At 63.8% G+C, this 16,144-nt stretch carries 15 protein-coding genes and 1 pseudogene; 10 read left to right on the top strand and 6 right to left on the bottom strand.

The annotated features are described in order from the left end of the window. The first annotated feature begins 37 nt into the window (after positions 1 to 37). From A9W95_RS07680 to A9W95_RS07665, 4 genes are read left to right on the top strand one after another with little or no spacing between them, the layout of a single operon-like run. Positions 38 to 1,201: a steroid 3-ketoacyl-CoA thiolase gene (locus A9W95_RS07680; protein WP_067410401.1), complete on the top strand. Its 1,164-nt coding sequence runs from the start codon at positions 38 to 40 to the stop codon at positions 1,199 to 1,201. A 7-nt stretch (positions 1,202 to 1,208) separates the two neighbouring features. After that, positions 1,209 to 1,595, top strand: coding sequence for a hypothetical protein (locus A9W95_RS07675; RefSeq protein WP_067410398.1), 387 nt, complete (start codon positions 1,209 to 1,211; stop codon positions 1,593 to 1,595). A gap of 22 nt (positions 1,596 to 1,617) precedes the next feature. After that, on the top strand, positions 1,618 to 2,073 hold the full coding sequence (locus tag A9W95_RS07670; protein ID WP_067410396.1) for a nitroreductase family deazaflavin-dependent oxidoreductase: 456 nt from the start codon (positions 1,618 to 1,620) through the stop codon (positions 2,071 to 2,073). A 12-nt stretch (positions 2,074 to 2,085) separates the two neighbouring features. Beyond that, a complete protein-coding gene (locus tag A9W95_RS07665; RefSeq protein ID WP_067410393.1) occupies positions 2,086 to 3,318 on the top strand; it encodes a bifunctional 2-polyprenyl-6-hydroxyphenol methylase/3-demethylubiquinol 3-O-methyltransferase UbiG in 1,233 nt (410 codons plus the stop codon). On the opposite strand, the gene A9W95_RS07660 is transcribed toward A9W95_RS07665, so the two are convergent. Further along, entirely contained in the window at positions 3,315 to 4,235 is a 921-nt protein-coding gene (locus A9W95_RS07660) for an SDR family oxidoreductase (protein ID WP_067410392.1), read from the bottom strand. The two genes, A9W95_RS07665 and A9W95_RS07660, sit on opposite strands and share 4 nt — an antisense overlap. A 23-nt stretch (positions 4,236 to 4,258) precedes the next feature. After that, positions 4,259 to 5,038, bottom strand: a complete 780-nt coding sequence (locus A9W95_RS07655) for an SDR family oxidoreductase (protein WP_067410389.1) — start codon at positions 5,036 to 5,038, stop codon at positions 4,259 to 4,261. Positions 5,039 to 5,105: 67 nt separating this feature from the next. Here A9W95_RS07655 and echA20 point away from each other — a divergent pair, with 67 nt between their 5' ends. From echA20 to ipdC, 4 genes are read left to right on the top strand one after another with little or no spacing between them, the layout of a single operon-like run. Next, a complete protein-coding gene (gene echA20 / locus A9W95_RS07650) occupies positions 5,106 to 5,864 on the top strand; it encodes a (7aS)-7a-methyl-1,5-dioxo-2,3,5,6,7,7a-hexahydro-1H-indene-carboxyl-CoA hydrolase (protein ID WP_067410386.1) in 759 nt (252 codons plus the stop codon). Beyond that, positions 5,861 to 6,745 (top strand): cholesterol ring-cleaving hydrolase subunit IpdA, encoded by an 885-nt coding sequence (ipdA, locus tag A9W95_RS07645; RefSeq protein ID WP_067410384.1) that lies wholly within the window; start codon positions 5,861 to 5,863, stop codon positions 6,743 to 6,745. The genes echA20 and ipdA overlap by 4 nt, the downstream gene beginning before the upstream one ends. Continuing rightward, positions 6,742 to 7,485 (top strand): cholesterol ring-cleaving hydrolase subunit IpdB, encoded by a 744-nt coding sequence (gene ipdB / locus A9W95_RS07640; protein WP_067410381.1) that lies wholly within the window; start codon positions 6,742 to 6,744, stop codon positions 7,483 to 7,485. The genes ipdA and ipdB overlap by 4 nt, the downstream gene beginning before the upstream one ends. Beyond that, entirely contained in the window at positions 7,482 to 8,549 is a 1,068-nt protein-coding gene (gene ipdC / locus A9W95_RS07635; RefSeq protein WP_067410378.1) for a (3aS,4S,5R,7aS)-5-hydroxy-7a-methyl-1-oxo-octahydro-1H-indene-4-carboxyl-CoA dehydrogenase, read from the top strand. The genes ipdB and ipdC overlap by 4 nt, the downstream gene beginning before the upstream one ends. Before the next feature lie 24 nt (positions 8,550 to 8,573). On the opposite strand, the gene A9W95_RS28290 is transcribed toward ipdC, so the two are convergent. The 3 genes from A9W95_RS28290 to kstR2 form a co-directional block, all read right to left on the bottom strand. Beyond that, positions 8,574 to 10,448, bottom strand: coding sequence for a PecA family PE domain-processing aspartic protease (locus tag A9W95_RS28290; protein WP_082982955.1), 1,875 nt, complete (start codon positions 10,446 to 10,448; stop codon positions 8,574 to 8,576). Positions 10,449 to 10,587: 139 nt separating this feature from the next. Continuing rightward, a complete protein-coding gene (gene fadA6 / locus A9W95_RS07625) occupies positions 10,588 to 11,748 on the bottom strand; it encodes a steroid 3-ketoacyl-CoA thiolase FadA6 (protein WP_067410372.1) in 1,161 nt (386 codons plus the stop codon). Between the two features lie 11 nt (positions 11,749 to 11,759). Next, a complete protein-coding gene (gene kstR2, locus A9W95_RS07620) occupies positions 11,760 to 12,359 on the bottom strand; it encodes a TetR family transcriptional regulator KstR2 (protein WP_067410368.1) in 600 nt (199 codons plus the stop codon). A 269-nt stretch (positions 12,360 to 12,628) separates the two neighbouring features. Here kstR2 and A9W95_RS07615 point away from each other — a divergent pair, with 269 nt between their 5' ends. After that, positions 12,629 to 14,326 carry a PPE family protein gene (locus A9W95_RS07615; RefSeq protein WP_067410366.1) on the top strand — a complete coding sequence of 566 codons (1,698 nt, stop codon included), beginning with the start codon at positions 12,629 to 12,631 and terminating at the stop codon, positions 14,324 to 14,326. A gap of 11 nt (positions 14,327 to 14,337) precedes the next feature. Here A9W95_RS07615 and A9W95_RS26090 read toward each other — a convergent pair. Then, positions 14,338 to 14,546: pseudogene (locus A9W95_RS26090) on the bottom strand (short chain dehydrogenase); the annotation flags it as partial. Between the two features lie 125 nt (positions 14,547 to 14,671). Between A9W95_RS26090 and A9W95_RS07610 the strand changes: the two are divergent. Beyond that, positions 14,672 to 16,144 (top strand): PPE family protein (locus A9W95_RS07610; RefSeq protein WP_067410363.1); only part of this gene is annotated, 1,473 nt, incomplete at its 3' end.

Here is a 16,144-nt window from a genome sequence, read left to right as displayed (position 1 = left end):
CTTGTCAGAGTAATGAAACGTGTTCTAGCCTGGCCACATGGGGAACCCGGTAATCGTTGAAGCCACCCGCAGCCCGATCGGCAAACGCAACGGATGGCTCTCTGGACTGCACGCCACCGAGCTACTCGGGGCGGTGCAGAAGGCACTCGTCGAGAAAGCCGGGGTCGACGCCGGCGACGTCGAGCAGGTCATCGGTGGCTGCGTCACGCAGTTCGCCGAGCAGTCCAACAACATCAGCCGGGTGGCCTGGCTGACCGCGGGTTTGCCAGAACACGTCGGGGCCACCACCGTGGACTGCCAATGCGGCAGCGGCCAGCAGGCCAATCACCTGATCGCCGGGCTGATCGCGACGGGCGCCATCGACGTCGGCATCGCCTGTGGCATCGAGGCCATGAGCCGCATCGGGCTGGGCGCCAACGCCGGCCCGGACCGCTCGGCGATCCGTGCGCAGTCGTGGGACATCGATATGCCCAACCAATTCGAAGCGGCCGAGCGGATCGCCAAGCGCCGCGGCATCACCCGCGACGACATCGACGAATTCGGGTATGCGTCGCAATTGAAGGCCAAGCAGGCTTGGGAGCAGGGGCGGTTCGACCGCGAGATCTCCCCGATCGAGGCGCCGGCACTCGACGAGAACAAGCAGCCGACGTCCGATCGGGTCACGATCAGCCGTGACCAGGGTCTGCGCGACACCACCCTGTCCGGGTTGAGCCAACTGAAGCCGGTGCTGGAAGGCGGAATCCACACGGCGGGTACGTCGTCGCAGATTTCCGACGGCGCGGCCGCGGTGTTGTGGATGGACGAGGACAAGGCCAGGGCGCTCGGATTGCGTCCGCGGGCCCGGATCATCAGTCAGGCGCTGGTCGGCGCGGAGCCGTACTACCACCTCGACGGGCCGGTGCAGTCGACGGCCAAGGTGCTCGACAAGGCCGGCATGAAGATCGGTGACATCGACATCGTCGAGATCAACGAAGCGTTCGCCTCTGTGGTCCTGTCCTGGGCGCGGGTGCACGAGCCCGACATGGATCGAGTCAATGTCAATGGTGGCGCCATTGCCTTGGGCCACCCGGTGGGTTCCACCGGCAGCCGCCTGATCACCACCGCGCTGCACGAACTGGAGCGCTCGGACAAGAGCACCGCGCTGATCACCATGTGCGCCGGCGGCGCCCTGTCGACCGGCACCATTATCGAACGGATCTAGCCGTCGGATGCTCGTCACCGAGGGCAGCCGGATCGCGGCGGCGCAGGCATACATCGATGCGTTGGTGAGCCACGACAGTCGAGCCGTGCCGTTCGCGGCGAACTGCACCCGGACCGAACTCGGTGTCAAGAACGGATTCTCCGGAAAACACCTGCGGCGCAGCTTGAGTCGGGGTCTGCAATATCGGATCATCGCCGATGCGACGCCGCCGGACTACCGCATCGTCGGCGACGAGGTGCACGCGGCGTACGACGTGTTGACCAAGCCATCCATCGCTGGTCGACGGGTGGTCGGGCGGGTTACCGAGACGTTTGTCATCCCCGCGGAGAGCCCCAGCGGCAAAGCTGAGATTCACCACATCAAGGCTCGGTTCCGCCCCTTCATTCAGCGCTAGCCGTACCCCTAGGATCATCGCCATGCCGAAATCACCGCCCCGATTCATGAATACGCCGATGACCGACGTATTCATCAAGTGGATGTCGCGCCTCAACACCTTCCTGTACCGCCGTAACGGTGGCGAGGGACTGGGCGGAACGTTCCAGAACATCCCGGTTGCGCTGCTGACCACGACCGGACGCAAATCCGGCCAGCCCCGCGTCAGCCCGCTGTATTTCCTGCGCGACGGTGACCGGGTGATCGTTGCCGCCTCCAAGGGTGGCGCCGCCAAGAATCCGCAGTGGTATCTCAACCTCAAGGCCAATCCCAAGGTGCAGGTGCAGATCAAGAAGGAAGTGTTGGACCTCACCGCGCGCGACGCGACCGAGGAAGAGCGCGCCCGCTACTGGCCGCAGCTGGTTGACATGTACCCCTCCTACGAGGACTACCAATCGTGGACCGACCGCACCATCCCGATCGTCATCTGCGATCCGTAACGGCAACGGCAGATGACCAGCGACGGGATCGATGACCGGCTCAACGATGTTGTCTCCCAGCAATACGAGAAGTGGACCTATCCCGAACCGATACTCGATATCGACGAGTGGCTGACCAACGACTGGCAATGGTTCGACCCCAGCCACGCGCACCCGATCTTCTGGCCCAACCGCGATTACCGTCCCAACCTCGACATTCTGATCGCCGGCTGCGGGAGTAACCAGGCCGCCGTTATCGCCCATACGAACCGCTCGGCGCGCGTGATTGGTATCGACGTGAGTCAGCGCTCACTGGATCATCAGCAATATCTCAAGGACAAACACGGGCTGACCAACCTCGAATTGCACCGTCTGCCAATCGAAAACGTGCATACGCTGGGTCTCGATTTCGATCTCATCATGTCGACCGGAGTGTTGCATCACCTGGCGGATCCCTTGACGGGCATGAAGGCGCTGGCTGGATGTCTGCGGCCGGACGGCGTCGTCGCGCTGATGCTGTATGCCCGCTACGGACGCATCGGTGTGGAGTTGATGCAGTCGGTTTTCCGGGACCTGGGCTTGCGGCAGGACGAGGAGTCGCTGCGGTTGGTCAACGCGACCATCGCGATGCTCGACCCCAACCATCCGTTCCTGGTTTATCGCGACATCGCCCCGGACTTGAACACCGAGACCGGCCTGGTCGATACCTGTCTGCACGGCCGCGACCGTAGTTACACCACCGGTGACTGCATCGACCTGGTCACCTCCGCTGGGCTGGAGTTTCAGCGGTGGTTTCTCAATGCGCCTTACTACCCGCACGATATCGACAACCTGCACGCGCCGACGAGCGAGTTCTACCAGACCCTCAGCGCATTACCGGAACCGCAGATGTGGTCGGTGCTGGAGCGGCTCAGGACGTCGAACGGCTGCCATTTCTTCCTCGCGTGCCATGCTGATCGCCCCAAAGAAACTTATCGAGTGGATTTTTCGGCGCCTCACTTCGTGAACTACGTGCCGCGCATGCGGTTTCGCTGCGGGCTGTCCGGCGCGGAGATCTTTCGGCCGGGATGGAGCATGGGCCTCAACGCCGCGCAACTACCCTTCGTTGCGCAGGTCGACGGCCACCGCACGATCCGGGAGATCGCCACGCAGGTCGCCGACGACACCGACGAATTCACCATCGGACTGTTCGAGAAGTTCGCGCGCGGGTTGTTCCAGTCGCTGTGGCGCCTGGACTTCGTCGAAATGGGTTTGGGCGGCGGCTAGGAGCCCGCCCCGTAGACCGGTACCGGCGGCCGCGACTTGGCGAGTAGGTCGTTGACCACAGGACCCAACTCGGTGGGATCCCACTTGGCCCCCTTGTCGACCTGTGGGCCGTGCGCCCAGCCTTCGGCGACGCGGATCAGACCGCCCTCCACCTCGAAGACCTTGCCGGTAACGTCACGAGATTCGTTGCTGCCCAACCACACGACGAGGGGTGAGACGTTCTCCGGCGCCATCGCGTCGAATGCGCCCTCTTCCGGTTTGGCCATCGTTTCGGCGAATACCGCCTCGGTCATGCGGGTCCGGGCCGCCGGTGCAATGGCGTTGACGGTGATCCCGTACCGACCCAGTTCGGCCGCGCCGACGAGGGTCAACGCGGCGATGCCCGCCTTGGCTGCCGAGTAATTGCCCTGTCCGACACTGCCCTGCAGTCCGGCCGCCGAGCTGGTGTTGATGATGCGAGCGTTGAGATCATCGGCGCCGACCGCGCCGGACTTGATCTCCCGCCGCCAATAACCCGCGGCGTGGCGCAGGGTGGCGAAATGCCCCTTGAGGTGGACACGAACGACGGCGTCCCACTCGGCTTCGCTGGTGTTGGCCAACATTCGGTCGCGAATGAACCCGGCGTTGTTGACCAAGACGTCAAGTCGCCCAAAAGTGTCGACAGCGGTCTGAATGAGGTTTTCCGCGCCGGTCCAGTCGGCGATGTCTTCACCGTTTGTGACGGCTTCACCACCGGCCGCGGTAATTTCGTCGACCACCTGCTGGGCTGGGCTCTCGCCGGCGGACCCGTCAAGCCCAACCCCGATGTCGTTGACCACCACTCGCGCGCCTTCAGCGGCGAAAGCCAAGGCATGCGCGCGGCCGATGCCGCGGCCCGCTCCGGTAACGATGACCACTCGGCCGTCAACCAAGCCCATACCCATTGATCCTTTCTGCGTTCCTACTTGTTCGCACTCGAGGCGGCCAGATACTGCGGCGGCTCTCCGCCACCGTGCACCTCCAGCGTCGCGCCGGAAATGTAGGCGGCCACGTCAGACGCCAAAAACGCTGCGGCCCAGCCAACGTCGGCCGGTCTTGCCAGCCGGCCCAGCGGCACCGTAGCGGCGACCCGGGCGATCGAATCAGCGTCACCGTAGAACAGTTCGGCTTGTTCGGTTTCCACCATGCCGACCACCACGGCGTTGACCCGAACCTTCGGCGCCCACTCGACGGCCAATGTGGTGGTGAGGTTTTCGAATCCCGCCTTGGCCACGCCGTAGGCGGCGGTCCCAGGAGTCGGCCGACGGCCGCTGACGCTGCAGATGTTGACGATCGAGCCGCCGCCGGGTTGGTTGTGCATCAGCTTGTAGGCGTGCTGCGAGACCAACAGCGGAGCAAGCACATTGAGCTCGACGATTTTTCGGTGGAAGTTGTGCGTCGCCTCGGCCGCCAGCGCGTAGGGCGATCCCCCGGCATTGTTCACCAATACGTCAAGCCGGCCATGCTTTTCCTCGATCGCGCCGATTAGGCGTGCCACCGAATCTTCGTCACGGATGTCGCAGGCATGAAACTCGTAGGGCAAGCCCTCGACCGCCCGTCGCGCACAGGTGATGACAGTGGCACCCTGATCGGCGAAAACTGTGCTGATACCGGCGCCTACCCCTCGAACGCCGCCGGTTACCAGCACGACTCGTCCGGCCAGCCCGAAGTTGATCGCGGGGACTAATCCGGCGCTACTCACTGTGCTAGTGTACCAAGCAAGTGCTTGCTTCGTTACTCGGCCTAGTAGTTGTCAAAGGAAGTGTCCATTGACGATCACATCCACCACCCCAGAACCCGGCATAGTCGCGGTCACCGTCGACTACCCACCGGTCAACGCCATCCCGTCGCGCGGCTGGTTCGAATTGGCTGACGTGATCACGGCTGCCGGTGCGGATCCGGAAACCCACGCGGTGATCCTGCGCGCTGAAGGTCGCGGGTTCAATGCCGGCGTGGACATCAAGGAGATGCAACGCACCGAAGGCTTCACCGCGTTGATCGACGCCAACCGCGGCTGCTTCGCGGCGTTCCGCGCGGTCTACGAGTGCGCGGTGCCGGTGATCGCGGCGGTCAACGGCTTCTGCGTGGGCGGAGGCATTGGCCTGGTAGGCAATTCCGATGTCATCGTCGCTTCCGATGACGCGGTGTTCGGGTTGCCGGAAGTGGAACGCGGCGCCCTCGGGGCGGCAACGCATCTGTCAAGGCTGGTGCCCCAACACCTGATGCGGCGGTTGTTCTTCACCGCCGCCACCGTCGATGCGGCCACGCTGCACCACTTCGGCTCGGTGCACGAGGTGGTCCCCCGCGCGGAACTGGACGAGTCGGCCCTGCGGGTGGCCCGCGACATCGCCGCCAAAGACACCCGGGTCATCCGTGCCGCCAAAGAAGCGCTGAACTTGATCGACGTGCAACGGGTCAACTCCAGTTACCGGATGGAGCAAGGGTTTACGTTCGAGCTCAACCTGGCTGGAGTCGCCGATGAGCACCGCGACGCATTCGCCGGCACGGCCAAGGGCAAGAAGTCATGACCGATAAACGCACCACCCTGGACGAAGCGGTCGGGCACCTGCGCAGCGGCATGACCATCGGCATCGCCGGGTGGGGCTCGCGACGCAAACCGATGGCCTTCGTCCGCGCGCTGCTGCGCACCGATATCACCGACCTGACAGTGGTCACCTACGGCGGTCCCGACCTGGGCTTATTGTGTTCGGCGGGCAAGGTCAAGCGCGTCTACTACGGATTTGTCTCGCTCGACTCCCCACCCTTCTACGACCCGTGGTTCGCCAAGGCCCGCACCAGCGGCGCGATCGAAGCCCGGGAGATGGACGAGGGCATGCTGCGCTGCGGATTGCAGGCGGCCGCACAGCGTTTGCCGTTCCTGCCGATTCGCGCCGGGCTGGGCAGCTCCGTTGTCGACTTCTGGGAGGGCGAGCTCGCCACGGTTACCAGCCCTTACCCGGCACCCGAAGGCGGACACGAGACGCTGCTGGCCATGCCGGCGCTGCGGCTCGACGCTGCCTTTGCTCACCTGAATCTTGGCGACAGTCAAGGCAACGCCGCCTACACCGGCATCGACCCGTACTTCGATGACCTGTTCCTGATGGCTGCCGACCAGCGTTTCCTGTCCGTGGAGCGGATCGTATCCACCGAGGAGCTCGTCAAAGCGGTGCCCCCGCAAGCGCTACTGATCAATCGCATGATGGTCGACGCTGTCGTGGAAGCACCCGGCGGTGCGCACTTCACCACCGCGGCACCGGATTACGGTCGAGACGAGAAATTTCAGCGACACTACGCCGAAGCGGCGTCGACCGATGAGGGTTGGCAAAAGTTCGTCGACACCTACCTGTCCGGCAGTGAAGACGATTACCAAGCCGCGGTACGCGCCTTCGGTGAGGAGGCGGCCAAATGAGCACCCGCGCCGAGATCTGTGCCGTCGCCTGCGCCGAATTGTTCCGCGACGCCGGTGAAATCATGATCAGCCCGATGACCAACATGGCGTCGGTCGGGGCCCGGTTGGCTCGACTCACCTTCTCCCCCGACATACTGCTGACCGACGGGGAGGCACAGCTGTTGGCCGACACGCCCGCGTTGGGCAAGGCCGGCCCGGTCGAGGGTTGGATGCCGTTCGGCCGCGTGTTCGAGACGCTGGCGTGGGGGCGACGGCATGTCGTGATGGGCGCCAATCAGGTTGACCGCTACGGGAATCAGAACATCTCGGCCTTCGGCTCGCTGCAGAAGCCAACCCGTCAGATGTTCGGCGTGCGGGGTTCACCCGGCAACACGATCAACCATGCGACCAGCTACTGGGTCGGCAACCACTCCAAGCGGGTCTTCGTCGACACCGTCGATGTCGTCTCTGGAATCGGCTACGACAAAGTCGATCCCGAGAACCCGGCATTCCGCTTCGTCAACGTCTACCGGGTGGTGTCCAATCTGGGTGTCTTCGACTTCGGTGGTCCGCAGCACTCCATGCGGGCCCTGAGCCTGCATCCCGGGGTGTCTCCCGACGACGTCCGTGCGGCCACCTCCTTCGAGCTGCACGGGCTCGACGAGGCCGCCGAAACTCGACAGCCCACTGATGACGAGCTCCGGTTGATTCGCGAGGTCATCGACCCGAAGGCGCTGCGAGACAGGGAGATACGCTCGTGAAGCTCCGCACTGCGCTGACCGAGCTGGTCGGCGTCGAACATCCGGTGGTGCAGACCGGGATGGGCTGGGTGGCCGGAGCCCGACTGGTGTCGGCCACCGCCAATGCGGGTGGGCTGGGCATTCTGGCGTCGGCCACCATGACGCTCGACGAGCTGGCGACGGCGATCAAGAAGGTCAAGTCGGCCACGGACAAGCCGTTCGGCGTCAACATTCGCGCCGATGCGGCCGACGCCGGTGATCGTGTCGAGTTGATGATCCGTGAGGGTGTCAAAGTGGCGTCGTTTGCTCTGGCGCCCAAGCAGGAACTGATCGCCAAGCTCAAAGACGCCGGCGCCGTGGTGATCCCGTCGATCGGCGCGGCCAAACACGCGCGCAAGGTGGCCGCATGGGGCGCCGACGCCATGATCGTGCAGGGCGGTGAAGGTGGGGGACACACCGGACCCGTCGCGACCACTCTGCTCCTGCCGTCGGTACTGGACGCGGTGGCGGGCACCGGAATTCCGGTGATCGCCGCCGGCGGCTTCTTCGACGGTCGCGGCCTGGCCGCGGCGTTGTCTTACGGCGCTGCCGGGGTCGCCATGGGCACTCGGTTCTTGTTGACGTCGGATTCCACCGTTCCCGACGCCGTCAAGCAACGCTACCTGGAGGCGGCCCTGGACGGGACCGTGGTGACTACGCGCGTCGACGGCATGCCACACCGGGTGTTGCGCACCGGCCTGGTGGAGAAGCTGGAAAGCGGTTCGCGGGCCAGGGGTTTCACCGCGGCGGTGCGCAACGCCGGGAAGTTCAAAAAGATGTCCCAGATGAGTTGGCGCTCAATGGTCCAGGACGGTCTGGCGATGCGCCACGGCAAAGAGATGACGTGGTCGCAAGTAGTCATGGCGGCCAACACTCCAATGCTGCTCAAGGCGGGGCTGGTGGAAGGCAACACCGAGGCCGGGGTATTGGCCTCAGGCCAGGTGGCCGGAATCCTCGACGATCTGCCGTCTTGTGCCGAACTGATCGAGTCGATCGTGACCGAAGCCATCAAACACCTGCAGGCGGCGGCCGCGCTGGTGGAGTAGCTGACGCGAGCCGGCGCCATCAACTCATGTCAGCCGGTCGAACACCGTTGTGCCGACACCAGAAGGACTGTACGAGGTATAGATCGGCATCAGCGTGTAGGGATAATTTCCGGTGTTGAAGTGACCACCGCTGCCTTCGGCAGCCGTCACCTTAGGCTCGTCGCCAGCGACCACCACCTGGTGGTACACCAATTGACCGTCGCGGGTTTCCACATAAATTTGCGTTCCCTCCGGGAGCGGCTGACCATCCGCAAGGTATTGCAGATCGGCCGGCAGGAGGTTACGGGGTATCGAGCCGTCGACCCCGCCGGTATCGACGAACGCGCCGGTAGCAGGTTGGACATTCCCTGAGCCAATCTGCACGGACAGCCCGTCGGTGGTCGGCGACCCGGTAACCGAAGCCAACGCAGGCAGTGGATTGTCGCCGAATTGGAAATACTCTCCGGGCTGGTTGACGAGCACCCCGTGGGCCAGTTGGCCCGGCAACTGCTGCACGGCAGTGAGGGGGAAACGTTCGTTGTCCACCGTGTTGGCTCCGGTCCCCACCAGGGTTTCCGGGTCGATCTTCACTCCGTTGTGGAGTTCGGAGGTGATGACACCGATGGTCGTCGGCTTGGTCGCAATCCCGTTCCCGAAGTTCACCGAAGCCGTGTACTCGTCGTAGGTGACGACCGTTTCGTCACCGGGCACCCCGAACTCGTAGGTGACACCCGTCTTGGTGGGGATGCCCAGCGCATGCAAGTCGACGTCATCGGGCGCGAAGAGAAGTGCGCTGGATCCCGAGTCCACCGTTGCTGTGGCGAACGGTGCGCCGTCGACGGAGACTTGCAGCGTCGGGCGGGTGTTATGCATCGTCAGCTCGACCTTGGCGGGGCCGCCATTGTCACCGGTAGCCCCGGCGTGGCCCAGCAACTGGCCACTGACGCCCCCGGGGGCACCAATTCCCGAGATGACGCCGCCGGTCCCGCCGTCGCCGCCGTTGCCGATCAGGTGCCCGCCGTCACCGCCGAGACCACCATTGGCAAACGCGCCACCCATGCCGCCTTCGCCGCCGTCACCGAACCATTGCGCACTGCCGCCGGCACCGCCGTGGGCGTAGGGGCCGCCGATGCCGCCCGCACCACCGTTGCCCCACAGCAGGCCACCGGTTCCTCCCGACCCGCCTGCTCCCCCGGCGACGGTCACCCCGGCAGCGTTGACCGTGAAGGTTCCGCCCTGTCCGCCCATACCGCCGTTACCGAACAGCATGGCGTTGCCGCCGGCGCCGCCGATCCCAGTCCAGCCACCCGCGCCGCCGGTGCCGCCGTTGCCCCACAGCAACCCGCCCGCACCGCCGCGCCCGCCGGCCGCACCAGGTCCACCTATCCCGCCCGTGCCACCGGTTCCGATCAATCCGGCCGGACCGCCCGCACCGCCCTGCACGCCGTCGGCAAAGCTGGCACCGCCGTGCCCGCCATCGCCCCACAAAATGCCACCCGCTCCGCCGGCCGATCCGATTCCGGTTGCGCTGGTGGTTCCGTCGCTGCCGTTGCCGATCAGCGGACGGCCCAGCAGCGACTCGGTCGGCCCGTTGATCAGCGCGAGCGCGTCATTCTGCAGAACTTGCAGCTGGGCCGCATTGGCCGCCTCGGCGATCGAATACGCGCGTGCGGCCCCATTGAGGACCTCGACGAACTGATTGTGGAACGCCGCCGCCTGTGCACTCAGCGCCTGAAATGCGCGACCTTGTTGCGAGAACAGCGCTGCGATGGCCGCCGACACCTCGTCACCGGCGGCCGCGGCGATACCCGTCGTCGACGTGGCCGCCGCTGCTTGGGCGGAATTGATCGCCGCGTTGAGATCTTCCAGACCTGCTGCGGCGTCTGCCATAACTGCGGGCACCACGATCACAAAAGCCATCCGACCTCCACCAAGTGCGGGCAACAAGCGGTCACTGCCCGATCAGCAACAAGCGGGATACTAGCGACTGGGGGTCGGAATACGTCCGAAATCGCGACAATTCAAGCACCGGTCCGTGGCCGGTGCTTGAAGTGGTCAGTTATAGCCGTTCGATGATGGTGACATTCGCGGTGCCGCCGCCCTCGCACATCGTCTGCAGCCCGTAGCGGCCGCCGATGCGCTCGAGTTCGTTGAGCATGGTGGTGAACAACTTGGCACCGGTCGCTCCCAGCGGATGACCCAGAGCGATGGCGCCTCCATTGGGATTGACCTTCTCCGGGTCGGCCTTGATTTCCTTGAGCCACGCCAGAACAACGGGCGCAAACGCCTCGTTGATCTCCACGGTGTCGATGTCGTCGATGGACAGCCCGGTCTTTTCCAGCGCGTAGCGGGTGGCCGGAATCGGTCCGGTGAGCATGAACACCGGGTCGGCGGCGCGGGCGCTGATGTGGTGAATGCGCGCGCGGGGCGTCAGGCCGTGGTCCTTGACGGCTTGCTCCGAGGCCAGCAACACCGCGCTGGCGCCATCGGAGATCTGACTGGCCATTGCCGCTGTCAGCTTGCCGCCCTCGACGAGTGGCTTCAACCCGGCCATCTTTTCCAGTGACGACTCGCGTGGCCCTTCGTCTACTCGGAATGGCCCGGATTCGGTTTCCACCGTCAGGATTTCGTTGTCGAAGTGCCCACTGCGGATGGCCGCGAACGCTCGCTCATGACTGGTCAGTGCGTACTGCTCCATCTCCTCGCGCGACAGGTTCCACTTCTCGGCAATCAATTCAGAGCCGCGGAACTGCGAGATTTCCTGGTCGCCGTAGCGGTGCAGCCACTGCTTGGACTCGTTGGTCGGCGACGTGAAGCCGAACTGCTCGCCAACGGTCATGGCCGACGAGATCGGGATGCGGCTCATGTTCTGCACACCGCCGGCCACGATGACGTCAGCGGTTCCGGACATAATCGCTTGAGCCCCAAAGGAAATGGCCTGCTGGCTGGAGCCGCACTGGCGGTCGACGGTGACACCGGGGACCTCTTCCGGGAAACCGGCGGCCAGCCAGGAGAGTCGGGCGATGTTGCCCGCCTGCGCCCCGATCGCGTCGACACATCCGGCGATGACATCGTCGACGGCGGCCGGATCCAGGTCGGTCCGGTCGAACAATCCGCGCCATGCCAAAGCGCCCAGGTCGACCGGATGCACTCCGGCCAAGGCGCCGTTGCGCTTACCGACCGCGGTACGCACAGCTTCGACGATGTACGCCTCGGGCATTTCAGACTCCTTTACTTTGCTTCGGCAGTGATGCCGCCCAGCACGATGGCGAGGTACTGCCGACCTACTTGCTCGGCCGTGAGCGGTCCGCCTGGCTGATACCAGCGCACCGACACCCAGGTGGTGTCTCGAATGAAACGGTAGATCAGGTCGACGTCCAAGTCGGCACGGAAGTAGCCCTCTTCGATGCCTTGATGCAGGACGTCCACCCACATCTTGCGCTGCTGCTTGTTCAAGTCCTCGATGTAGGAGAACCGAGGCTGTCCGGACAACCGTTGCGCCTCGTCTTGATAGATGACGACTTGGGCGTGGCGGTGCTCGATCGCCTCGAAAGAAGCCATGAACAAGCCCTTGAGCCGCTCCAGCGGGTTGGATTCACTGTCCAAGATTTCCTGGTACCGAGTGAACAACCAGTCGAGGAATCCCCGGAGCAGGTCGTCGACCATCTCCTCCTTGGAGGCGAAGTGGTGATACAGGCTGCCCGACAGGATGCCGGCGCCGTCGGCGATGTCACGGACGGTGGTGGCGCGCAGACCGCGTTCGGCGAACATAGTGGCGGCAAGCTCGAGTAGCTCGTCTCGCCGACTAGCTTGGCCGGTCGCTTTCTCCACCTGACCAGGGTATCAACCAAGCGCTTGCTCGGCCAATGAACGCTAGCTCCGGCGAGTATCCGCGGCAATCGGCCGATCGTCAGAAGTTGGCGGCCTGATCAGCCCTCGCACCGTGCCGCCGATGCTGACCTCCGGTGCTCAGTTGGTGCGTCATCCGGCTGTTCATAGCTAATTCAGCGAAAGCCATCATATTTACTGGCGCGTCGTCGTATGGTCCCTGACTGTCAGGCAGCCCCGGCTTCGGGCCAACTGGGTCATGGAGGTCAACGATGGTCAATTTCGCGGTTCTCCCGCCGGAGATCAATTCACTGCGGATGTTCCTCGGCGCTGGGTCGGCGCCGATGATCGCGGCGTCGACGGCCTGGCGCGGGCTGGCCGAGGAGCTGGCGACGGCCGCGGAATCGTTTTCGTCGGTGACCTCGGGACTTGCCGGCCAAGCCTGGCAGGGCCCTTCGGCAGCCGCCATGACGGCCGCCGCAGCACCGTACGCGGGGTTCCTCAACGCCGCCTCAGCGCAAGCGGTGGGCGCCGCAGCTCAGGCTGACGTGGTCGCGAGTGCATTCGAAGCCGCTCGTGCGGCCACGATTCACCCACTGGCGGTGGAAGCCAATCGCAACGCGTTTGTCCAGCTGGTGCGCTCGAATTTGCTCGGCCTGAACGCCCCCGCCATTGCCGCCGCCGAGAGTATCTACGAGGAATTTTGGGCCGCGGATGTGGCGGCGATGACGAGCTACCACGCGGGGGTTTCGGCGGCAGCCGCCCAGTTGGCACCGTGGCAGCGGGCGCTACAAGGCCTACCAGGGTTGGGACAGCTGTTCGGTGCGGCCGGTGCTGCACCCGCCGCCGCAGGTGACCCGAATTTGGGCATCGGCAACAAGGGCGGCGGAAATATCGGCAATGGCAACAACAGCGGCACCGGCGCCGGCAATATCGGCAACGGCAACACCGGCAGCGGAAACATCGGCGGTGGCAATAGTGGCAACGCCAACTTCGGCAGCGGAAATCATGGCAATAACAACTTCGGCATCGGAAACACCGGAAACGGAAATATCGGCTTAGGGAACCTCGCCACTTCCGCGAACCTTCCCGGCAATGTCGGCCTGGGTAACCGCGGTAACAACAACTTCGGCTTGGGCAACTTCGGCATTGGCAACCAGGGTGCCGGGAACACCGGAAACAACAATATCGGCTTCGGTTTGACTGGAAACAACCTAGTCGGCATCGGAAACGCCTATTTCGACACCGCGACGAGCCAGTTCCACTTCACCGGCCTGAACTCCGGCACCGGCAACATCGGTTTCGGGAACTCCGGCACCAACAACATCGGCTTCTTCAACTCCGGTGACGGCAACGTCGGTTTCTTCAACTCGGGCAACAATCTGCCTTCAGATTTTGGCAAGCTTCAGACCTTCGGGTTCGGAAACTCTGGCATCGGCAGTGTGGGCTTCGGCAATACCGGTCAAGGCAACTTTGGCTTCGGGAACTCGGGTGGCTTGAACACCGGATTCGGAAACTCGGGCAACTGGAACACGGGCTTCGGCAACGCCGGCTACCTCAACACCGGCATGGAAAACTCCGGCAACCTCAATACTTTCGACGGCAATTCCGGCAGCGTGAATACGGGCTTTTACAACTCAGGGAACTTCAACACCGGCTTCGGGTCGATCACCGACGTCGGTGGAACGACGACATCTGGCTTCAACAACACCGGTATCTTCGTGTCTGGTTTCAACAACACGTTCACCGGGACCAACGCCGGTAATGCATCCGGCTTTTTCAATACGGCCAGCGGAGGTTCTGGCCTGAACGGCGTCGTATCAGGCTTCTTCAACAATGGAGTCCCCGGCGTGATACCGAACGCTCAGCCTGGCTACGCCAGCGGCTACGGCAGCGGGCTGCTGAACACCGGCGCCGGGTTCGTGGGCCTGTTCAGCATCACTCAGCTGCTGAAGGCCCTCACCGGTTAAGTAGCATGCGCTCAAGGATGCTCGCTGGACACCGAGATGACTTCGCCGGTCAGATAGCTGGAGTAGTCGCTAGCTAACAACGCGATAGGCCCTCCAGCTCCCACGGCTCAGCGGCGCGGCCGAACGCCTCACGCAAGGACGGCCGGTCGAGCAACTCCGGCGAACTCGTCTGTCCAAGAACTTATGCGGCATCGATCGCGCTGCACCGCGTCAGCGCCATGCCGCAATACATGCGTTTACGCAACGGTTTTTGCAAAACGCACACGCCGCGCGGACGGTCGTCGTAACGTGTCTCGACGTCGCGCTTTTCTACCTATCGATCGAACCGAAATGCGGAGGTCAGCGATGAATTTCGCCGTATTGCCCCCAGAGATCAACTCGTTGCGAATGTTCATCGGTGCCGGTGTCGCCCCGATGCTCGAGGCCGCTGGGGCTTGGGAGGGGTTGGCGGCTGAGCTGGGGTCCGCGGCCGAAAGTTTCGCGTCGGTGACGTCGGGATTGACTAATCAGGCATGGCAAGGTCCCGCAGCGGCGGCGATGGCGGCTGCGGCGGCGCCGTATGCGGGATTCTTGAGCGCCGCGTCCGCTCAGGCCCAGGGGGCGGCGGGTCACGCGAAGGCGGTAGCCAGTGTGTTTGAAGCCGCGAAAGCGGCGACAGTACATCCGTTGGTGGTGGAGGCGAACCGCAACGCGTTTGTGCAATTGGTGCGCTCGAACTGGTTAGGACTGAACGCACCAGCGATCGCGGCCGCCGAGAGCATCTACGAGGAGATGTGGGCTGCGGACGTATCAGCAATGAGCGCCTACCACTCCGGGGCATCAGCGGTGGCCGCCCAGTTGGCGCCATGGGCCGAAGCGCTGCAGGCGTTGCCTAACCTGGGCATCGGCAACCTCGGCAGCTTGAACATCGGCAACGGCAACACGGGCAACGGGAACTTCGGCCTCGGCAACAACGGCACCTCCAACTTCGGTGGCGGCAACATCGGTACGCAGAATTTCGGGTTTGGGAACAACGGCTGGCAAAACTTCGGCGCCGGGAACATAGGCATTGGCAATTTCGGCTTCGGAAACAACGGCCTCGGTGACACGGCCCAGCACGGCAACGCTGGGATCGGCAACACCGGCAGCGACAACTACGGTCTCGGCAATACCGGTATCAGAAATCTGGGCGGCGGCAACACCGGCAACTTCAACACCGGTGCCGGTAACTTCGGCAACGGCAACTTTGGCTTCGGTAACACTGGTAACGGAAACATCGGCATCGGTCTCACCGGTGACAATCAGATAGGCATCAACTTCGCCGGCCTGCTGAACTCCGGTAGCGGTAATATCGGCCTGTTCAACTCCGGCACCAACAACATCGGCTTCTTCAACTCCGGCAGCGGCAATATCGGCTTCTTCAGCAGCGGCAGTAACGTTTTGGATCCGGCCAGCCTGAACAGCTTCGGGTTCGGCAACTCCGGCAGCGGCGCAATAGGCTTCGGAAACTCGGGTCTAGGCAATACGGGCTTTGGAAACTCAGGCACGGTATCCACCGGCTTTGGCAACTCCGGCACGGTAGACACCGGCTTCGGCAACGCGGGCAGTTTCAACACGGGCATGTGGAACTCGGGCGACGCGAATACCGGTAACGGGAATTCCGGCGACACCAATACGGGCTTCTGGAATGCGGGCGACGTCAATACGGGCATTGGGTTCACCAGCGACAGCGGCCTGATCAACTCGGGATTCAACAATACCGGTATTGGTAACTCGGGCTTCGGCAACTCCGGTGACGTAATTTCAGGGTTGTTCAACACGGCCAGCGGTGGATCGGCC

This window comes from Mycobacterium sp. 1423905.2 (assembly GCF_001673155.1).
GTDB lineage: Bacteria > Actinomycetota > Actinomycetes > Mycobacteriales > Mycobacteriaceae > Mycobacterium.
Note: the sequence above shows the minus strand (reverse complement) of the source record. Positions and strands in the feature narration are given on the sequence as shown.

Coding starts and splice junctions, on each gene's coding strand:
- A9W95_RS07665 (WP_067410393.1), top strand. CDS start 2,086: ATGACCAGCGACGGGATCGATGACCGGCTCAACGATGTTGTCTCCCAG.
- ipdA (WP_067410384.1), top strand. CDS start 5,861: ATGACCGATAAACGCACCACCCTGGACGAAGCGGTCGGGCACCTGCGC.
- A9W95_RS28290 (WP_082982955.1), bottom strand. CDS start 10,448: ATGGCTTTTGTGATCGTGGTGCCCGCAGTTATGGCAGACGCCGCAGCA.
- A9W95_RS07615 (WP_067410366.1), top strand. CDS start 12,629: ATGGTCAATTTCGCGGTTCTCCCGCCGGAGATCAATTCACTGCGGATG.
- A9W95_RS07660 (WP_067410392.1), bottom strand. CDS start 4,235: ATGGGCTTGGTTGACGGCCGAGTGGTCATCGTTACCGGAGCGGGCCGC.
- fadA6 (WP_067410372.1), bottom strand. CDS start 11,748: ATGCCCGAGGCGTACATCGTCGAAGCTGTGCGTACCGCGGTCGGTAAG.
- ipdB (WP_067410381.1), top strand. CDS start 6,742: ATGAGCACCCGCGCCGAGATCTGTGCCGTCGCCTGCGCCGAATTGTTC.
- A9W95_RS07670 (WP_067410396.1), top strand. CDS start 1,618: ATGCCGAAATCACCGCCCCGATTCATGAATACGCCGATGACCGACGTA.
- A9W95_RS07680 (WP_067410401.1), top strand. CDS start 38: ATGGGGAACCCGGTAATCGTTGAAGCCACCCGCAGCCCGATCGGCAAA.
- A9W95_RS07675 (WP_067410398.1), top strand. CDS start 1,209: ATGCTCGTCACCGAGGGCAGCCGGATCGCGGCGGCGCAGGCATACATC.